The organism is Chthoniobacterales bacterium (assembly GCA_035274845.1).
In the GTDB taxonomy this organism is placed as follows: Bacteria; Verrucomicrobiota; Verrucomicrobiia; order Chthoniobacterales; family UBA10450; genus AV80.
Map to the genome: position 1 here is coordinate 50984 of DATENU010000010.1, position 17229 is coordinate 68212.

Annotated in this window: 11 protein-coding genes; 5 read left to right on the plus strand and 6 right to left on the minus strand. The window is 58.9% G+C overall.

Annotation, left to right across the window (positions count from 1 at the left end):
- Window positions 1–15: 15 nt before the first annotated feature.
- Window positions 16–273, minus strand: a complete 258-nt coding sequence (locus VJU77_05580) for a hypothetical protein (protein HKP02819.1) — start codon at window positions 271–273, stop codon at window positions 16–18.
- 69 nt (window positions 274–342) lie between these two features.
- Between VJU77_05580 and uvrA the strand changes: the two genes are divergently transcribed.
- A complete protein-coding gene (uvrA, locus tag VJU77_05585) occupies window positions 343–3222 on the plus strand; it encodes an excinuclease ABC subunit UvrA (protein ID HKP02820.1) in 2880 nt (959 codons plus the stop codon).
- On the plus strand, window positions 3219–5699 hold the full coding sequence (locus VJU77_05590; GenBank protein ID HKP02821.1) for a tetratricopeptide repeat protein: 2481 nt from the start codon (window positions 3219–3221) through the stop codon (window positions 5697–5699). Before uvrA ends, VJU77_05590 begins: the two co-directional genes overlap by 4 nt.
- On the opposite strand, the gene VJU77_05595 is transcribed toward VJU77_05590, so the two are convergent.
- The 5 genes from VJU77_05595 to VJU77_05615 all read right to left on the minus strand — a co-directional run bounded on the left by VJU77_05595 (window position 5658) and on the right by VJU77_05615 (window position 11976).
- On the minus strand, window positions 5658–6584 hold the full coding sequence (locus VJU77_05595) for a 2-dehydropantoate 2-reductase (GenBank protein ID HKP02822.1): 927 nt from the start codon (window positions 6582–6584) through the stop codon (window positions 5658–5660). The genes VJU77_05590 and VJU77_05595 overlap by 42 nt on opposite strands.
- 47 nt (window positions 6585–6631) lie before the next feature.
- The gene (locus tag VJU77_05600; GenBank protein HKP02823.1) at window positions 6632–8773 is read right to left on the minus strand and encodes a tetratricopeptide repeat protein; all 2142 of its coding nucleotides are present in this window, start codon (window positions 8771–8773) and stop codon (window positions 6632–6634) included.
- Between the two features lie 42 nt (window positions 8774–8815).
- Entirely contained in the window at window positions 8816–10903 is a 2088-nt protein-coding gene (locus VJU77_05605) for a tetratricopeptide repeat protein (protein ID HKP02824.1), read from the minus strand.
- Window positions 10904–11042: 139 nt separating this feature from the next.
- The gene (locus VJU77_05610) at window positions 11043–11444 is read right to left on the minus strand and encodes a prepilin-type N-terminal cleavage/methylation domain-containing protein (protein ID HKP02825.1); all 402 of its coding nucleotides are present in this window, start codon (window positions 11442–11444) and stop codon (window positions 11043–11045) included.
- A 133-nt stretch (window positions 11445–11577) separates the two neighbouring features.
- The gene (locus VJU77_05615; protein HKP02826.1) at window positions 11578–11976 is read right to left on the minus strand and encodes a prepilin-type N-terminal cleavage/methylation domain-containing protein; all 399 of its coding nucleotides are present in this window, start codon (window positions 11974–11976) and stop codon (window positions 11578–11580) included.
- A gap of 162 nt (window positions 11977–12138) precedes the next feature.
- Between VJU77_05615 and VJU77_05620 the strand changes: the two genes are divergently transcribed.
- The 3 genes from VJU77_05620 to VJU77_05630 are packed head-to-tail and all read left to right on the plus strand — an operon-like array spanning window position 12139 to window position 17220.
- The gene (locus VJU77_05620) at window positions 12139–14034 is read left to right on the plus strand and encodes a tetratricopeptide repeat protein (GenBank protein ID HKP02827.1); all 1896 of its coding nucleotides are present in this window, start codon (window positions 12139–12141) and stop codon (window positions 14032–14034) included.
- Complete coding sequence (locus VJU77_05625; protein ID HKP02828.1) at window positions 14012–15607, plus strand: glycosyltransferase family 39 protein; 1596 nt, start codon at window positions 14012–14014, stop codon at window positions 15605–15607. The genes VJU77_05620 and VJU77_05625 overlap by 23 nt, the downstream gene beginning before the upstream one ends.
- Window positions 15604–17220, plus strand: coding sequence for a glycosyltransferase family 39 protein (locus VJU77_05630; GenBank protein HKP02829.1), 1617 nt, complete (start codon window positions 15604–15606; stop codon window positions 17218–17220). The genes VJU77_05625 and VJU77_05630 overlap by 4 nt, the downstream gene beginning before the upstream one ends.
- Window positions 17221–17229: the final 9 nt, after the last annotated feature.

The window sequence follows — 17229 nt, forward strand, 5'->3', positions numbered from 1 at the left end:
TCCAGCTGCCAAGGGCTACGGGACGATTTCCGGCTTCGGGCCGGCTTTTTCATTCAACGCCTGGGTGAATTCCTGCAGGCTTGAGACAATTTGCGGCGCCTTGGTCAGCACCGTGCTCGCCAGCTTCTCCGAGTAATCAGGGCGGCGTTGTGACATCTCGGAAAGCGCCATCATCACGGCGAGGGCGTTGTTAATGGCGTGTTTGATCTCGCTGAATTTTTTCTGCAACTCGACGAGTTCTTCGTGGGAAATGCTGCGCGCGGGTTCACTCATGATCGGGGCGATTTGGCTAGAGAAAGGGGACGGTTGTGCTTAACTGACAGGTTCGACATTTGGCGTCCGATGGCTGCGCAAACTATCAAGATAAGCGGTGCACGCCAGCACAATCTCAAGAATCTCTACGTCGAAATACCTAGGGAAAAGCTGGTCGTCATCACCGGTTTAAGCGGGTCGGGGAAGTCTTCCCTGGCCTTCGATACCCTTTATGCCGAAGGACAACGCCGCTATGTGGAAAGCCTCTCGGCCTATGCCCGGCAATTTCTCGACCAGATGGAGAAGCCGGACGTCGATTTTATCGAAGGGCTCTCGCCGGCGATCGCGATCGAGCAAAGGAGCGCCGGGGCCAATCCGCGTTCGACCATCGCGACCACGACGGAAATTTTCGATTATCTCCGGGTCCTTTTTTCGGCCGTCGGCCAGCCGCACGATCCGGTAACCGGCCAGGCGATTCACCGGCAAACCCCGCAGCAAATCGTGGATCAGATCCTCGCCGCTCCCGCGGAGACGAAGGTCATTTTGCTGGCACCTCTCATTCAAGACCAAAAGGGAGAATTCCGGGATGTAATCGAGAAGGTAAAACGGGAAGGGTTTGTCCGGATGCGGATTGATGGCGAAATCGCGGAACTGGGAGGACCAGAGCCGATTCGGCTCAAGAAGACGGACCGGCACACCATCGAAGCGGTGGTGGACCGGCTGGTGATTCGAGAAGGAGTGCGGACGCGGTTGGCCGATTCCGTGGAGACGGCGCTGCGATGGGGCGGGAACCGGATTGTGGTTTTACGACAATCCGACACTCAAACGGGGGAATGGGAAACCGTTCGATACACGACGGATTACGGAAATGCGGACAGCAACTATTCGCTCGGCGAGCTGACCCCGAAACATTTTTCGTTCAACAGTCATCTGGGCGCGTGTCCGGCTTGCCATGGGCTCGGAACGCAGCTGGTCCCCGATGCCGAGCTGATGTCGGACCCGGAAAAATCGTTGAAGGAAGGAGCAATCACGCCGTGGCGTCGCGGAACGAAGCCGATGCTGGTGTACTATCGCAACCTGCAGAGCGCGCTCGTGAAGCATTTCCGCGTCGACGAGACGATCCCGTTCGCGGAGTTGCCGGATAGTTTTAAGAACGCGCTCTACTTCGGGACCGGCGACGAGCCGATCCAAATCAACGTCGGCGGCAATGGGAAATCGCCGAAAACCGCGCGGCCCTTCGAAGGCCTCGTGCCTCAAATGGAGCGGCTGTATGCGGAGACGGAGAGCGAGTTCACCCGAAATCGGATTCGCGCGTTCATGACCCGGGTCCCCTGCCAGACCTGCCACGGGGCCCGACTGAAGCCGGAAATTCTTGCCGTCACGATCAAGGATTCAGTCGGGCGCGAGTTGAACATCCACCAATTCAGCGAGCTGACGATCGAACAGGCCGCGGAATACATCCGGAAGCTCGCGTTGACGGACCAACAGCGACAGATCGTGATCGACGTCGTCCGCGAGATCGATTCGCGGCTTCAATTTCTCGTCGAAGTGGGACTGAATTATCTTTCGCTCAATCGGGAAAGCGGAACGCTTTCCGGCGGCGAAGCGCAAAGGATCCGGCTGGCGACACAGATCGGCTCGGGCTTGGCCGGAGTCCTATATGTCCTGGACGAGCCGAGCATCGGATTGCATCAACGCGACAATGCGCGGCTGCTCACGACCCTTTGCCGGCTGCGCGATCTCGGCAATTCGGTCATCGTGGTGGAGCACGACGAAGAGACGATCCGGGCGGCTGATCACATTCTCGATCTCGGGCCGGGCGCCGGGCCGCGCGGGGGCGAGATCGTGGCGCAGGGAACGTTGGCCGAAGTCCTGACCGCGAAGAATTCACCAACGGCCGACTACCTTTCGGGCCGGGCTCGAATCGCCGTGCCTCGAGAGCGCACGAAACCGCGCTCTACCCAGGTCGGCGATGGCTGGCTGACGGTCGCCGGCGCGGCGGAGAATAATTTGAAAAACGTCACTGCCTCTTTCCCGATCGGACTACTGACCTGCGTGACGGGCGTATCCGGAAGCGGCAAATCAACCCTGGTGGACGATATTCTGCGGCGCGCGCTCTTCCGGCACTTCTACAACTCCAAGGACAAACCGGGGAAATATGCCGCCCTGCGGGGCCTGGACCAGCTCGATAAGGCGATCGTGATCGACCAAAGCGCGATCGGACGAACGCCCCGTTCCAACCCAATCACCTACACCGGAGCATTCACCCCGATCCGCGAATTGTTCAGCCAGCTGCCGGCGGCCCGCGTCCGCGGATACGATGCCGGCCGGTTCAGCTTCAATGTCAAAGGCGGACGATGCGAGAATTGTGAAGGCGGGGGATTAATCAAGATTGAGATGCATTTTTTGCCGGATGTTTACGTCGAATGCGAGGTCTGTCGCGGCCAGCGTTACAATCGCGAGACGCTCGAAATCACCTTTAAGGGGAAAAATATCGCGGACGTGCTCGACCTGACGGTGGATGAAGCCGCACGCTTTTTCCGGAATGTCCCCTCGGTGTCCGATCGACTGGTGGCATTGCTGGACGTGGGTCTCGGATACCTCCGGCTCGGACAGGCGGCAACGACGCTCTCGGGCGGGGAAGCGCAGCGGGTCAAGCTCGCGACCGAGCTCGCGAAACGCGCAACCGGGCGAACCATCTACATTCTCGATGAGCCCACCACCGGTCTCCATTTCGCGGATATCGAAAAATTGCTCCAGGTCTTGATGAAACTGAGGGACGCCGGCAATACCCTGGTGGTGATCGAACACAATCTCGAGATGATCAAATGCGCCGATTGGATTATTGACCTCGGACCAGAGGGCGGCGATCACGGAGGTGAAATCGTCGGGACGGGGACGCCGGAGAAGATCGCGGAGACGGGCGGAAGTTACACGGGGCGATATTTGAAACCGTTGCTTAAAAGATGAGGAAGAGTTCCAGGACCGAACGACAGAGCATGCTGGGCGCGGTCTTCGCGGTCAGTTTGCTGCTGGCTCCATTTGCGAAGGGCGAGCCGGCAGACCTCGCCGACGCCGTCCAGCCTTTGGACGAAGGGGTGCCGCAGGTGGCGGTCCTTCGGCTGCGTGAAGTTCTGGAAGGCGAGCTCTCTCCTGCCGACAGGAAAACGGTCACGGTAAGATTGGGCGAAGCATTGCTCGCAGCCGGCGAGGCCGAAAAGGCTTTGCAAATCCTGGAGGATCCAAGTTTGCAGGATCTCGTGGCAGTTGCGCTCTGGCGTGCGCAGGCCCTGGCCAGTCTGCAGCGCTGGACGGAGGCTCTCCCGCTGTATCAGCGAGTGGCCGCCCAATCCGCATCATCTCTTCAGGCAATGGCCCTCTTTGGACAGGCGGAGGCCCTCCGGGCATTGCATCGCCCGGACGAGGCGTTGCAATTATTTGGCAATCTTTTTTCCAATCCACAATGGAACAGCCGGGCGCAGCTGCGTTCGGTCGAATTGCTGCTCGAAAAACAAGACGCTGCCGGCGCGCGCCGGTTGCTCGATAAGACAAGACCAGTCGCGCTTTCGGGGAAAAAGGAGAAACGCTATCTGCAGGGGCGGATCGAGGCTCAACTCGATCACCACGAAAGAGCGATCGAGCTTTTCCAAACGATCCTTCGAAGTCCCGAGGGAACGAGCCGCGAAGTGCTGATCGCAACCCTCTGTGCCATCGCGGATTCGAACCTGCGCCGGGAAACGCCAGAAGCTGGAGACGATGCTCTCGAAGATTTTGTCGAGCATCATCCAGCCGATCCGGCATTACCGACCGTGTTTGAAAAACTCGATGAGCTGTATCGCGCCGAACGGCAGCCTTCGAGCCAGGAGCTGAGCCGATGGGCGAGCGATCCCGTTCAACCACGGAGAGCCCTGGCGCAATGGTATCTCGCTCGCAGCGAGGGACGGGCCGGGCGCCATGAAGGTGCCTTGCGAGCCTTCGAGAAGCTCCGCGATGAACGCGCGCCCTTACCGGCCATGGCTGAAGGCTTGTTTGAATACGCCCAATTGAAAATCGAAGACCACCGGTTTGACGAAGCACTGGCAATTCTAAACGACGCGATAGCGCTCCGGCCGGCGCCGGACTGGCTGGATCGAATCACCCAGCTCCAGGGGCACGCCCAGTATTACGCCAAACACTTCGAGGCAGCGGCACGAACATTCGAGCAGGTGGCCCACGCCTCGCCGTTACTGGCGCGTGATTCGCTCTTCAATGCCTCGCTGGCCTGGCTCCAATTAGGAGATGATGGCCGGTTCGACACGGTCGCGCAGGAGTTGTCCCAAAACGGCGGAGACGCGGAAACGCGGGGCGATCTCCTGCTCGAGGAAGGCCTTACCCAGGCGGCGCAGGGAAACAAGAAAGCCACGGCAACGCTGGAGGCTTTTCTGAAAGACTTTCCGCGGCACAAACGCGCGGCGGAAGCATCGCTGGCCCTGGCCGAGCTGGCATTTCATGGCGCTCCCCCGCGGGTCGACGAGGCCCGGAAACACCTGGCGCGTGCCCAAAAGAGTGAGCCAAGCCCCAGCACGTCCGAACGAGCGGATTATCTTGCCATCTGGATTGAAGACGCCGGGCCAAACCAGGACCCGGCGAAGGTCATCGGTGCCGCGGGCGAGTTCCTCCGAAAATATCCGAACTCACATTTCGTTCCCGACGTCCGGATGAAATTGGCCGAGACCTATTACCGTCAGCAGGATTTTCCGAATGCCCAGACGCAGTTTCAAACCCTGGCCCAGGAAAATCCGGGTGGCGCGTTTACGGAAAGGGCCCTGTTTTTCGCCGCGAAATCCGCTATCCAGAGCATGGCCGCCCAATCGCTCGATCGCGCTCTGGTTCTTTTTGACGAGGTTGTGAAAAAGAACGGCGAACTGAAATGGGCCGCGCGGAACGAACAGGCGGTGATAGAGCGCAAACTGGATAAGCCCCAGGATGCCGCCACCCTTTACGGGGAAGTTTTGCAGGGGAACGCGAAACCCGAGGAGAAACGGGAAGCGCTCTGCGGCCGGGGCGACATCTTCTACGAATCAGGCGAGGCCGATCACGAAAACTACAAGCGCGCGATCGACGTTTACGACCAGCTCGCCGCCCAGAAAGACGCTCCGCCGCATTGGCGTAATCAGGCCCTGTTCAAGAAAGGCATTTGCCTGGAGAAACTCGGCGACCGGGAAAATGCGCTCGCCACCTTTTACAAAATCATCGAAAACGAAACGCGTCCGGATCGCCCACAGCGCGAATTTTTTTGGTATTACAAGGCCGGCTTCAACGCGGCGCGTTTGCTGGAGGATGAGTCGCACTGGGAACCGGCCGCGGTCGTTTACCAAAAGCTCGCCTCCGCTGGCGGTGCGCGCAGCGACGAAGCGAAATCGCGGTTAAGCCGGCTTCGCCTCGAGCACTTTCTCTGGGAGCAATGAGCGCGGGTTTGCTTCCATTTTCTTGATGATGGAGGTGAGGGCTGCATTGACGGGGCACGGCACGCCATGCCTTGCCCCCAGGGCGGCAACCGCGCCGTTCATGTAATCGATTTCCGTGGGGTGGCCGCGCCGCAGATCCTGCAGCATCGACGCGATGTTGCGCGATGACCCGAAGATCTCCGCGATTTCTCGCAGGAAATTAACGTCGAAGGTCAGTCCTTGAGTCGCCGCGACAGCGAGGCACTCGTCGATCACGAGTTGTTTCAGCCGATCGAGCCCTGGGTTGGCAATTCCGCCTACTTCGCAGCCCAGCACGGCCGTGATCGGGTTAACCACGCAGTTCAAAACGAGCTTGTACCAGATGTCGCGAGCGATGTCCGGTGAGATCCGGCAATCGAGGCCCGCGGCGTTGAGCGCACTGGCCACGGCGTCGCTTCGGGGATGCTGCTCGATGAGGGTGTAACCGGGAGCCATGTAGTGGATCACGCCAGGCCCTGTGAAAATCGCGCCCAGTTGCGTAAAGCCGCGCAACACCGTTCCGCGATCCCCCAAGGCCGCCCGCGCAATCTCCTCGCTGCCGAGGCCGTTCTGGAGACAGAGAATCGTGGTGTCGTCGTGGACGAGCGGCGCAATCGGCGAGAGCGCTGCGGAGCTGTCCGGGACTTTTGTGGTTAAGAGAATCAACGCATTAGCGCCTATTTGATCGATCGCCGTCGCGGCGCGAATTCGCACGATCTGCGGCTCGATGCCTTCTATCCTCAGTCCATGCTCATTTACCGCGGCCACATGATCGGCGCGCCCAACCAAAGTGACGTCGTTGGAGGCGGCGAGCTTTGCTCCATACAAGCTGCCGATGGCGCCGGCACCGAGCACGATGATTTCCATGGCCGGCAAATTATCATGCCGGAGCGGGACCGCGAATCTCGCCAACTCTAGTTCGGCTCGAGGGTGCTTTGGGCGGCGGGCTGGGATTGAGCAATCGCCTGGAGAAGGTGGACCTGGGCAAGCGCGGCCCGCGCCTCATCCGTCCGGCCCATCCTTTCGAGAATATCGGAGAGCAGGAGGTATTGCCGCGGATGGTCGGGCTGGCGCGAAATAGCGCGCTGCTGAACTTCGTACGCATCCTGGAGACGGTTTTGCCGCACGTCCAGGAGCGCGATTCGATTGAGCGATTCCACGTCGTGAACATCCAGCCGGCTCGCGTGCCGAAACGCTGCTTCTGCTTTTTCGACGTCGCCCTTGTCCGCGTACAGTTGGCCAAGGGCAAGGAAGGCGCCCGCATGCCACCAATTCGCATCCGCGAACTCCTTAACGAACGGCAGCGCAGCGTCCGGAGCATTCGATTCCCTCAACATCTCGGCTTCAAAACTAATCAAGGCCCAGGTGCCGGGGTAATCGGCGCGAGCTTTGTCCAGAACCATGAGCGCATCCGGGACGTCCTTCTGGCTGTAATGCATGGAAGCGACATTCAGCGCCGCGATCCAGGTTCGTGGTTGATCATGCCCCGCGCGCTGGCCCAGCGCGATCGCGCGAGCAAAGATTTCCTCTGCTTCTTTTTGTTTCCCCTCGCTGACGAGCAGGTGCCCGAGCGCATTCCAGCCCATCGGGTAATTAGGGCTCATCTCGACGACTTTCCGAAGGAGAGGTTCGGCCTTTGCGTAGTCTCCGCGGCCTGCATAGATCTGGCCGAGATTCAAAGCCATGCGGGTTTTCGCCGAGCCCGCGCGCAAAGAATGACGATAAAAGATTTCCGGGCTCATCCAATCGCCGCTTCGGACGAAGCTGCGAGCGCTCAACGCCAGAACCGCCGCACAGGCGGTGCCCAGCAGGATTTGTCGCCCCCGCGCCGGCAATTCCGGACAGCAGCCCAGGATGAAGAGGAGGAAACCAACGCTCGGCAAGTAAAGCCAATGCTCCGCAACGGTCGCGTTAAGCTCGAAGAGGTTTGAGATGGGCAGGAAGGCGAGCACAAACCAGATGGCCCCGAGCGCGCGGATGCCTTGCGCCTTTCCTTTACGCAAGGCGCCATACAACAGGGCGGTAGCCGTCAGGATCCCAATCAGCGACAGATATTCCCTTTGAATGGCTTGCCGCCAACCTTCACTCGGCCCGATGTCCGCGGGCGAGAGAAGCGTGCGTTCCACATGGAGATTCGAAGGAACCAGCATGAGTCGCCCATAATCACCTAGCGCACGGACCATCAGCAAAGCGCGGCCCGGCGTTGGCGAATCGATCGCACCCGCCGGACTGGAAGAATTCCTTGAGGGCAACTGCCGCAAACCTGCATAGGCCGCCACGAGTCCAAGACAGATTGCCAGAACAAGAGCCTTGGCGCCCCGGGTGGAGAATCGGTCGAAAGCGAACAGATGAAAAAGAAAGAGCAGCATCCAAATGCAAGCGCTTTCCCGGGAGCAAAGCGCGACGAAAGCCAGGAGGGCGGCCGTGATGTTGCCTAGGGCGCGAAATGAAAAAGATCGAGCGCTCCGGGCACGCAGGAAAAGTAGCCAGGCGCTGCAGGCGAAGAAGAAAGCCAGGCTATCCGCCCGACCGGAAATGTAGTCGACCGCTGCGCTATGCACGGGATGAACAATCCAAAGCAACGCAACGAGGAAAGCGGCGGCCGATAAGAACCTGCTTTCATCGGGTATCCCGGCGCCCGTTTCCCGCTCAGACCAACGTTTCTGGAATGGCTCGAGCAACCTTAGCAGCAAGAAATAAAGCAGAATCCCGCTGCCGACATGCCAGAAGAGATTGGACAGGTGATACCCGTAGATGTCTGCGTTCCAGACAAGATAATCGAACGAATACGAAATGGTCTGGATTGGCCGATAGTGCGCGGATTCCGAGGAAAGAAAATGGCGGAAGCTTTCCAGAATCAGGAGCGGGCTCCTGATTAAGGGATTGTCTCGGACGAGGGAATTATCGTCCCAGATCCATTGCCCCTGGAGGGCAGGGAAACGGGCGGCGACCCCAAAGCCCAAAAGCAGGAGACAACGAATCCACTGCTGCTCGGTATAACGGAGCAGCCGGCCGAGCACCGTTTTCCTGCCAAGTGAACACTCGGGTTCGTTCATCTTCGAAAACTCAACTCGGCGAACACCGGAAGGCGCCCGACCTCAATTAATCTGCGGCTGGGAGTGCGCGAACGACTCCATCTGCGTGACCTGGGCGAGGGCTGCGCGCGCTTCGTCGGCCCGGCCCATTTTTGTGAGAATATCCGAGAGCATCCGATACTGTCGGGGCTGATCCGGTTGCCGGGCGATGGCGCGCTGCTGAATCTTGAACGCTTCCTCGAGGCGATTTTGCCGGAGACGCATTCCTGCAATCAGGTTGAGCGACTCGGCATCGTGCACGTCCAGCCAGCTGGCATGTCGCCAGGCCGCGGCGGCGTTTTCCGCATCCCCCTCCTCCGCATACAAACGGCCGAGAGCGACCGAAGCTTCGTAGTGCCACCAGTTCTTCCCCGCAAAATCTTTTACTAATTGCATCGCAGCCTCCGGCTCCTGGCTGGTCCGAAGGACATCGGCCTGAAAACGGATAACTTCCCACGTCTCCGGATAATCTCGCCGCGCTTGCTCAAGTATTTTTAGCGTCCCGGCTAGATCGCCTTCGGCCCGCTTGAGATGAGCGAGATTGATCGCGGCCACCCAGGTGCCGGGATAATCCTTGCGGGTCTCTACGGCGGCTTTGGCCGATGAATCGAACAACGCTTCCGCCTCGGCCTTTCGGCCCTGTTTGTGAAGCAAATTAGCAAGATTGTTGCGGGCCATCGGATAATCAGGCGTCAGTTCAAGCACCCGCCGGAAAACCCGCTCCGCCCCTTTCAAATTGCCCTTGCTCGAATACACCTCGGCCAGATTCACCGCCGCGCGCGTACTTGACCCGCCGGCCGCGATCGTGCGGGTATAAAACGTCTCTTCATCGGCCCAGTCGGTGCTTCGAACCAGGCTTCGAGCGCTCAAACCGATCAGCGCCAGGCAGGCGAAGGCAATGGAAGTTCGTCGAAAACGGGGCGGCAGTTCGACCACGCATCCCCCGAGAAAAATCAGGAAGCCAACGCTTGGCAAATAGAGCCAATGTTCCGCAACCGTCGCGTTCAGCGGGATAAGGTTAGAGATCGGAAGGTAACCGGCGAAGAACCAAACCGCGCCGAAAATTCGAAGGCTCTGGCCTTTCCCGCGGTGCAAACAACCGCCGATCAGCGCGGCGAGCGCGCCCAGGCCGAGCAGAGAAAGATATTCAGTCCCAATGGCGTTACGCCAACTGGCATTATCCCGGAAACCGGTTGCGTCCAGGATGGTCCGCTCCATGTGCAAGTTGCTCGGAAAGAACATGAGCCGGGTGTAATCGCCAAGCGAGCGGGCCATCAAAGTCATTTGGACCGCAGCACCCGAGCCCGTGGTCGCTGGGTGAGAACGAGCCACCGGCAGTTGCCGCATTCCCGCATAGATCGCCACGAGTAAAACGCACACTGCGACCGCGGCAAGCCGCGCGCGCCGGTTCAGATTTTTCTCCACAAAGAAAATGTGCCCAAGGAAAAGAGCCAGCCACACACACGCGATTTCCCGGGATAGAAGCGCCAGCAAACCGGAAAACGCCGCCGCGCCAAACCATATCCAGCGGGTGGCCGCTTTTTTGCCAGCCCGTCCCCGGAAGACAAATAGCCATCCCGCGGCGGCCAAGAGGAAAGCCAGGCTGTCAGCGCGACCGGAAATGTAATCGACCGCCGCACTGTGCACAGGGTGGACACTCCAAAGCAACGCGATGAAGAAAGCGGCGATGGAAAATCCCGGCACCCGCTTTTGAAGACGCTCACGAACGGCGACCGGCGTGTCGCGCAGCCAGAGGGACGTTAACAGTTTTCGGAGCAGAAAATAGAGCAACACTCCGCTGCCCGCGTGGAGCAAAACGTTAGTGAGATGGTAGCCGTACGGGTCGGTGTTCCAAAAGAAGTAATCGAAGAGGTAGGAGATATTCTGAACGGGACGGTAATGGCTGGAATACGACTCCAGAAAAAGGTAATGTCGAAAGCTTTCCAGGATCAGGAGAGGGCTCTTGATAAAAGGATTCGCCAACGAAAGGTACTGGTCGTCCCAGATCCGTTGGCCGGTCAGGCCGCGGGCCCGGACCAGAAATCCGACGACAAAAACGATTGTATAATGCAGCCAATCGGCGCGGAGGTAACGGGCGAAAACGCGGCTCAACGAGCGCGATCTTTGCGGAGAAGCAGTGGCTGGGTGTGGGTGTTGAGTGTTCATCCCGAGCGAGTGCAGGAACTATTAAAGCGCAAGAGCGCCCTTCCGTTTCCGAAAGGACGCTCTTAACATTTCAAGTCGCCGGCGCTTAGGGCGAGTACGGGGACCAGAAGGTGGCATCAGCCACATCTGACAACACGTCAAAGGAGGCTTGCGGCACTTTCGGAATGGTATCGACGGTTTGGTCGCCGAAGTCATGGCCGAGAAGGTCCTTACCAGTCAGGTAGAGGTTGGTGTCCTTCTTCACGTATGCCGTCCAATCGGTGACCAAGACCGCATCATCGGTTTTCTTGCCACGCTCGATGGCATACTGGTCGACCGCTGCGTCAACCAGACGAAGATCGTTGATGATCTTGGAAGCCTGGGAGCGCTTGCGAGCGCGAAGGAATCCAGGGACTGCGATCGCGGCCAGCAATGCGATGATTGCCACCACGATCATGATTTCCACCAGCGTAAAGCCGGCGCGTTTCGTCGTGAGTTTTCTTAACATACTAAGGAGTCTTTCTTGTTTGTTATTATCTAGTGCGAGAAGCGAGTGGCAGGACTATTTAGTCTTGTTCTCACAACTCATTCCCTGCCACTCCCGCTACGCGACAATGACAGGAGAATGAATCGTCAGATTCTTAGTTGTAAGGCGACCAGAACGTTGAGTCGGTCACATCGGACAACGCATTGTAACTGGCGGTTGGGACCTTCGGCAGGGAGTCGACTCCCTGGCGGCCGTACGAGTTGCCCAGGATGTCTTTGCCGGTCAAATAGAGGACCGTTCCGGCCTTGAGGTAGTTGGTCCAGTCGACCGTGTTGACGGAAAAGCCGCTGGAGCGGTTGGTTTCGATTGCGTATTGGTCGACGGCGGAGTCGATCAGGCGCAGATCGTTGATAATGCGGCTTGCCTGTGAGCGCTTACGAGCACGGAGGAACCCGGGCACCGCAATCGCCGCCAGCAAAGCGATGATCGCCACTACGATCATGATTTCCACGAGGGTGAAACCCCCGCGGCGTTTGTTGAGTTTGTTTAACATGTTGTTTGCTTTCTTTTTATCTCTTGTTTGTTTGACTGCGATCCACGATACCGACCGCGGATATGCGCCTCGATAAAGCAGCGTTGGTGCCAATGACTCCGCTTTTTACAATTTCTGGACTCCCTTCCCAGGGCGGGGCGGCGGCATTCGGGGCGGAGTGACATGCCCAAGGCGCCTATTCTCCGGAGGGTCCTGTCTGCTTCGCTTCGGCTCACTCACGGCGTCTTCGCCTTTGTCTTTCTGCTCCGGCTAATCGCCCTGCTCCGCCTGACCTCATCCCCCTTCCTGCTGCCGAGCGGCAGCGACATGCATTTCTACGATCAATGGGCGCAACAGATCTCCCATGGCCGGCTGACCGATCACCTCGCCTTTTACGGCCTTCCCCTCTACGCGTATCTCCTCGCGTTCCTTTACAAAGTCCTCGGTTACAGCCCTTTTGTTCCCGGCTTCCTTCAGGCCTGCCTTGACGCGGGGACTGCCACCCTGATTTTCAAAATCACGGTCCGGGCGGTGGGCCCCGCGAAACCGGACGAAAACGAGGCCGGCGGCCCGGCGAGCCGACCAACGATCTGGGAACCGGCCTCAGTGGCTGGCCTCCTGGCCGCCGCTGGCTGGGCTTTCTTCGTTCCGGCCCAGGCCTATTCGGTCATTCTGATGCCGACGTCTTGGTTCGTCTTTGCCTTCTGGTTCGTGGTTTGGCAGATCATCAAGAGAGACCAAGCGCCCTCCCCCTGGGGCTTTTTCGGCCTTGGAATTATCATTGGGGTTACGGCAATGGCGGTTGCGACCATTCTTTTCCTCATCCCGCTGGTTTTCGCCGCTCTCCTGTCCAAGGCGCGCGCTTCGGCTACAGCCCCGTCGCCCCTGCCGGTGCGCCTGGCGGCGATTGCCCTCTTTCTGACCGGCATCGGGGCCGGGACTTCACCATGCTGGCTTCACAATTGTTTTGTCGCTCGCGATCCGGTCTTTCTTTCCGCGCACGGAGGAATCAATTTCTGGCTCGGCAATAATCCCGAGGCTACCGGTTATCCTCATTTTCCCGGATTGCATGCCGGGCAAGCCAACATGCTGCGCGATTCGATTGACCAGGCCGAATCGGCTGCGGGAAGGACCTTGAAGCGCTCCGAAGTCTCTCAATTCTGGTCGGCGAAGGCCCGGGCCTACATCTCCAGCAATACCGGCGCCTGGGTGAAACTGATGGCACGCAAGATCGGGAACTTTTGGAATGGATTCGAATATGATGATTTGAGCGTGATCGCGAACTTGTGTGAGAACCGCGTCCTCTTCCCGGGCCCGCACTTCGCGATCGTGGCGGCCCTGGCCATACCGGGACTTTTCTTCTCCTTGCGCGCGCGCCCCGCCACCCGCTGGATAGCTGCCGCCATTCTCCTCCACATGGCCGCGGTCCTTCCAGTCTTCGTCACCGAACGTTATCGCCTGGCCGTTGTCCCCGGACTTCTCGTTCTGGCCGTCTGCGGGTTAAAAGATCTATGGGAGGGCTTCGCGCTCGGGCGCTACCAGCGCATTGCATCTTACCTTATCGTGCTGGCCGGCGCCGCTCTCGTGATAACCCTTCCACGAAACGATCCCACGCTCTGGGCCGTCCAGCCTTATGATTTGGGCCGGCAGGCCCTCGAATCCGGCGACTTCAAGCGCGCGGAAGAGCAATTGCAGCGCGCCCGCTTCTATGTCCCCGACAATCCCGAAACAAACCTGGCTCTGGGAAACCTCCGCCTCGCGCAGGGCAATCAAACCGAGGCAATCTCGTTCTATCAGGCGGCGCTGCGGATCGACCCGGCGCACAAGAGCGCCTTGAATAACCTTGGTGTGATAGCGCTGGACGATCACCGTCCGGCGGAGGCAAAAGTTTACTTTCTTAAGGCGTTGGAGCAGGAACCAAAAAACGGCAAAACCCATTTCCTGCTGGCCAGGGCCGAACTTGCCCTCGGCAACCTGGAAGGTGCCAGAATTGCTTTGGCTCATGCCTTGGAGCGTGAACCCGATCGAACTGAATATCGCCAGCTCAAGGAAGATATTGAACGACGTTCCCAGCCATAATTCCTTCTCGCGCGGCAAGCTGACAGAGTGGGCTCCCCTGCTCCTTCTGCTCCTAATTGCCACGGTCTGGCTCTACCGCACCCCGTACAGCGCGTCGAACCTCGAGGTCCCGCCGGATACAGTCGAATATGCCCTCGCACCGCTCCAATTCCTCGAGACCGGTGACTACAAGATCATCGTGGAAGGACGGCCGCTGCCGCCCCGGTATCCGCCCTGGTTTCCGGTGCTCGCCATTTTGCCGGCTTACGTATTGTTCGGCCATGACCCCGGTAATGCCATCCTCCCGGTAACGCTGATGGCCGTGGCGGGCGTCGGCTTTGCCTGGGCAATAGGTAAGCGTCTCGGGGCCGCCGCAGGCGGGATCCTGGCGGGGCTCGCCGTCCTCCTCCTCCCCTCATACGGGATGTGGGCGACTCAGGTGATGACGGACGTGCCGGGAACCGCCCTGATGCTCGCCACCTGCCTCCTTTATCTACGGCTTCGAGCAGGTCCCCAATCGATCTCACTCTATTTTGGGGCGGGCGCCCTTATCGCGTTCGCGACGCTGTTCCGGCCGGTTTTTGCCGCGATGCTTTTTCCCTTCCTGCTCGAAATCCTCCGCGCCCGGCAGAAGTTTATTCGCGCTACCGTCGTTTTGCTCTTGCCGATGGTCGTCGCGGCCGCCGTCACCCTCGCCTACAACGCGACCACCTTCGGATCGCCTTTGCGCAATGGTTACAAATTTTGGGCCTCGATACCGATGGATTATCCGTCGCTCATATTTTCGTTTTCCTATCTTAAAATGAATCTGTGGCTGCTCGGGCATTCGGTGTTTCCATATCTTTTGGCCGTCGGAATTGTCGCCTGGCTCATCGTGCGAAAACGGGAACGCGCCGCCCTCGCATCCTCTGGCCGGACTTTTCAGGATGGACTGACGTTTCTCGTTCTTACCACGGGGCCGATCCTGCTCTTTCATCTTTTTTACTTTTTTCCCGGCGACCGTTTCCACATCCCCATGTTTGCGGGCGCCGCGGTGCTGGCAGGTGGAATGTTGGGTTTGCTATTCCGTCCCCGCACAACGCTGCTCCTGAAGTGGTTGTTGCCTGCGTTGCTCCTGCTTGCCATTGGATCTCGAATTGCCGTGCCCGAGCCCGTGCCGCATCGCCGGCTGGCTGCGGAGCGAGTCCGGGCGCACACCCCGGACAATGCGATCGTTATTTCCGCAATTGAGCCGGTATACCTGGAACGCCTGGCGGGGCATGGATCGTCACGACGGATTGTGCCGATTTCGCGATACGTGGAGTACGCCTCGAAATTACTGGTTAGGCAGCGCGTCGATCTTCCCAATCCTTCCCGGCTCGACTGGCGCAATAGCCGGCTGGGGGCTCTGCTCCGCGGTGGAGCGGTTGAGGCCGTCAAATTTGTCGCCAGCGAACAACTGGACGCACTCGTCGCCCAGGCCGCTTCCGGCACCCCGATTTTTCTCGATTCCACTTTTGTGGGCGAAGCGGATGCCGGAGTCCTGAATCAGCTTCAGCAGCGTTTCAAGTTCGTCCAGCGCGCCCCTTACCTTTACGAGCTTCAACTACCGTGACCCGGCCAGGGCTGATCGCGGATCGGTGGCGCACAGCACTCTTCGTCGCGCTCGGGCTTTTCCTTTTCACCCGTCTTTTAACCCTGACTGCCTTTCCCATCTTCAACGACGAGGCCATTTACCTGCAGTATTCCCAGAAAATTCACGAAGATTGGGAAAAGAATAAATTCGTCTCGATGAACGGCGAGTTCACCGACTGGAAACCACCGCTTCAATATTGGATGGCGGCGCCGTTCGTCGGATGGGGAAACGATCCTCTCGTCGCCGGCCGCCTTGTTGCGTGCCTCGCCTCAATCGCGGGACTTTTCGGTTCCTACTTCTTCTCGAAGGAGCTGTTCAGCGAAAGGGAGGGCGTTTTTGCCGCGTTTCTTTACGTGCTTTGCCCCACTGTGCTGTTCCACAACAACCAGTTCACGGCGGAGACTTTCCTGTTTTCGGCGGCGCCACTGTTTTATTGGGCGGTCTTGAAACTAATCAAGCCAGGCAAGCCGGCTTGGGTTTGGGCGCTGGTCGCAACATTATTGGGAACGGCACTTCTTCTCTTCAAACAGTCGGGGTTCTTGCTCCTGGTTGTCTCGATTTTCCTGCCCTTCGCGCGATTGCGGGACAGGGAAGACGTTACGAAGGAAGACAAATCCACAAGACAATCTGGCGGCGAGCGGAACTGGAGGGAGTTCGCCAGGAATGTCCTCCTGATTATCGCGGTGATTGTTTGTTGCCGCCTTGCTGCGAATGCAGTGCTTCCGTCGGAGTTCAACGCCGCCCGGGAGCACTTTAATAGCCGCTGGGTCTTGTCGCTTCGAGAGCTGTTCAATCTCCCCATCGATACTTGGCGCGCGAATTTGGTCCTGGTCGCCGACTACATCGGCTCGTTCTATTCCTGGATCGCAGTCGCGCTCTTTTGCGTTTCTTGTTGGTTCGCACTCCGGAGAAGGAATCTTGCGGAACTGACCCTTCTCATCATGTGCGTGGTGGGCGGAATTGGAATCACATTTCTACTCCGCGGCTTTAACGAATATCTCTTCAACACCGCCGTGATCACGGCACTCTTGCCTCTCCTGGCGAGAATGATTGTCCTCGTCGGTCAATTCACCCAGACGAGGAAGGGAGAGCTGCTTCGCCGGGCGCTACTGCTTTGCGCGGTGCTTACCTTCGGCTTTTGGGGCTACCAGGACATCCGGATGAGCATTTCCGCGGGGGATTACATCAACCGAAGGTCAGCATGGGCTCGCGCCAATTACCTCAAGAGCTGGTCAACCGGCTTTGGCGTAAAAGAAATCGTGGCGATGCTGGAAAAGGAGAGAGGGCCCGGAATTATCTTTACCGATGCGCAGTGGGGTAATCCCGGGACAGCGCTTGAGGTCTACCGCGCGAAACGCTTTCCGAACCTCCGGATTGTCCCTATCTCGAGAGAATTTCTCGATCCGGCCGAAGCGCGAAAACTGACGGACGCCGCGAAGAAGATGGCGCCGACCCGGCTCGCGATTTTCTCGGCGGACAGTTCCGGACCACGCCAGCAATGGATCGGCAATGTTGAACGCGAAATGTGCGGGACCCGGACCGAAATCAGAGGCGACCCTGACCAGACACCTATCGTCGTCTGCCGGTTTTGAGCGAGACCC

Bases quoted from the DNA above. Each gene is read 5' to 3' on its own strand.
- VJU77_05580 (HKP02819.1), bottom strand. From the start codon at position 273: ATGAGTGAACCCGCGCGCAGCATTTCCCACGAAGAACTCGTCGAGTTG.
- uvrA (HKP02820.1), top strand. From the start codon at position 343: ATGGCTGCGCAAACTATCAAGATAAGCGGTGCACGCCAGCACAATCTC.
- VJU77_05590 (HKP02821.1), top strand. From the start codon at position 3,219: ATGAGGAAGAGTTCCAGGACCGAACGACAGAGCATGCTGGGCGCGGTC.
- VJU77_05595 (HKP02822.1), bottom strand. From the start codon at position 6,584: ATGGAAATCATCGTGCTCGGTGCCGGCGCCATCGGCAGCTTGTATGGA.
- VJU77_05600 (HKP02823.1), bottom strand. From the start codon at position 8,773: ATGAACGAACCCGAGTGTTCACTTGGCAGGAAAACGGTGCTCGGCCGG.
- VJU77_05610 (HKP02825.1), bottom strand. From the start codon at position 11,444: ATGTTAAGAAAACTCACGACGAAACGCGCCGGCTTTACGCTGGTGGAA.
- VJU77_05615 (HKP02826.1), bottom strand. From the start codon at position 11,976: ATGTTAAACAAACTCAACAAACGCCGCGGGGGTTTCACCCTCGTGGAA.
- VJU77_05620 (HKP02827.1), top strand. From the start codon at position 12,139: ATGCCCAAGGCGCCTATTCTCCGGAGGGTCCTGTCTGCTTCGCTTCGG.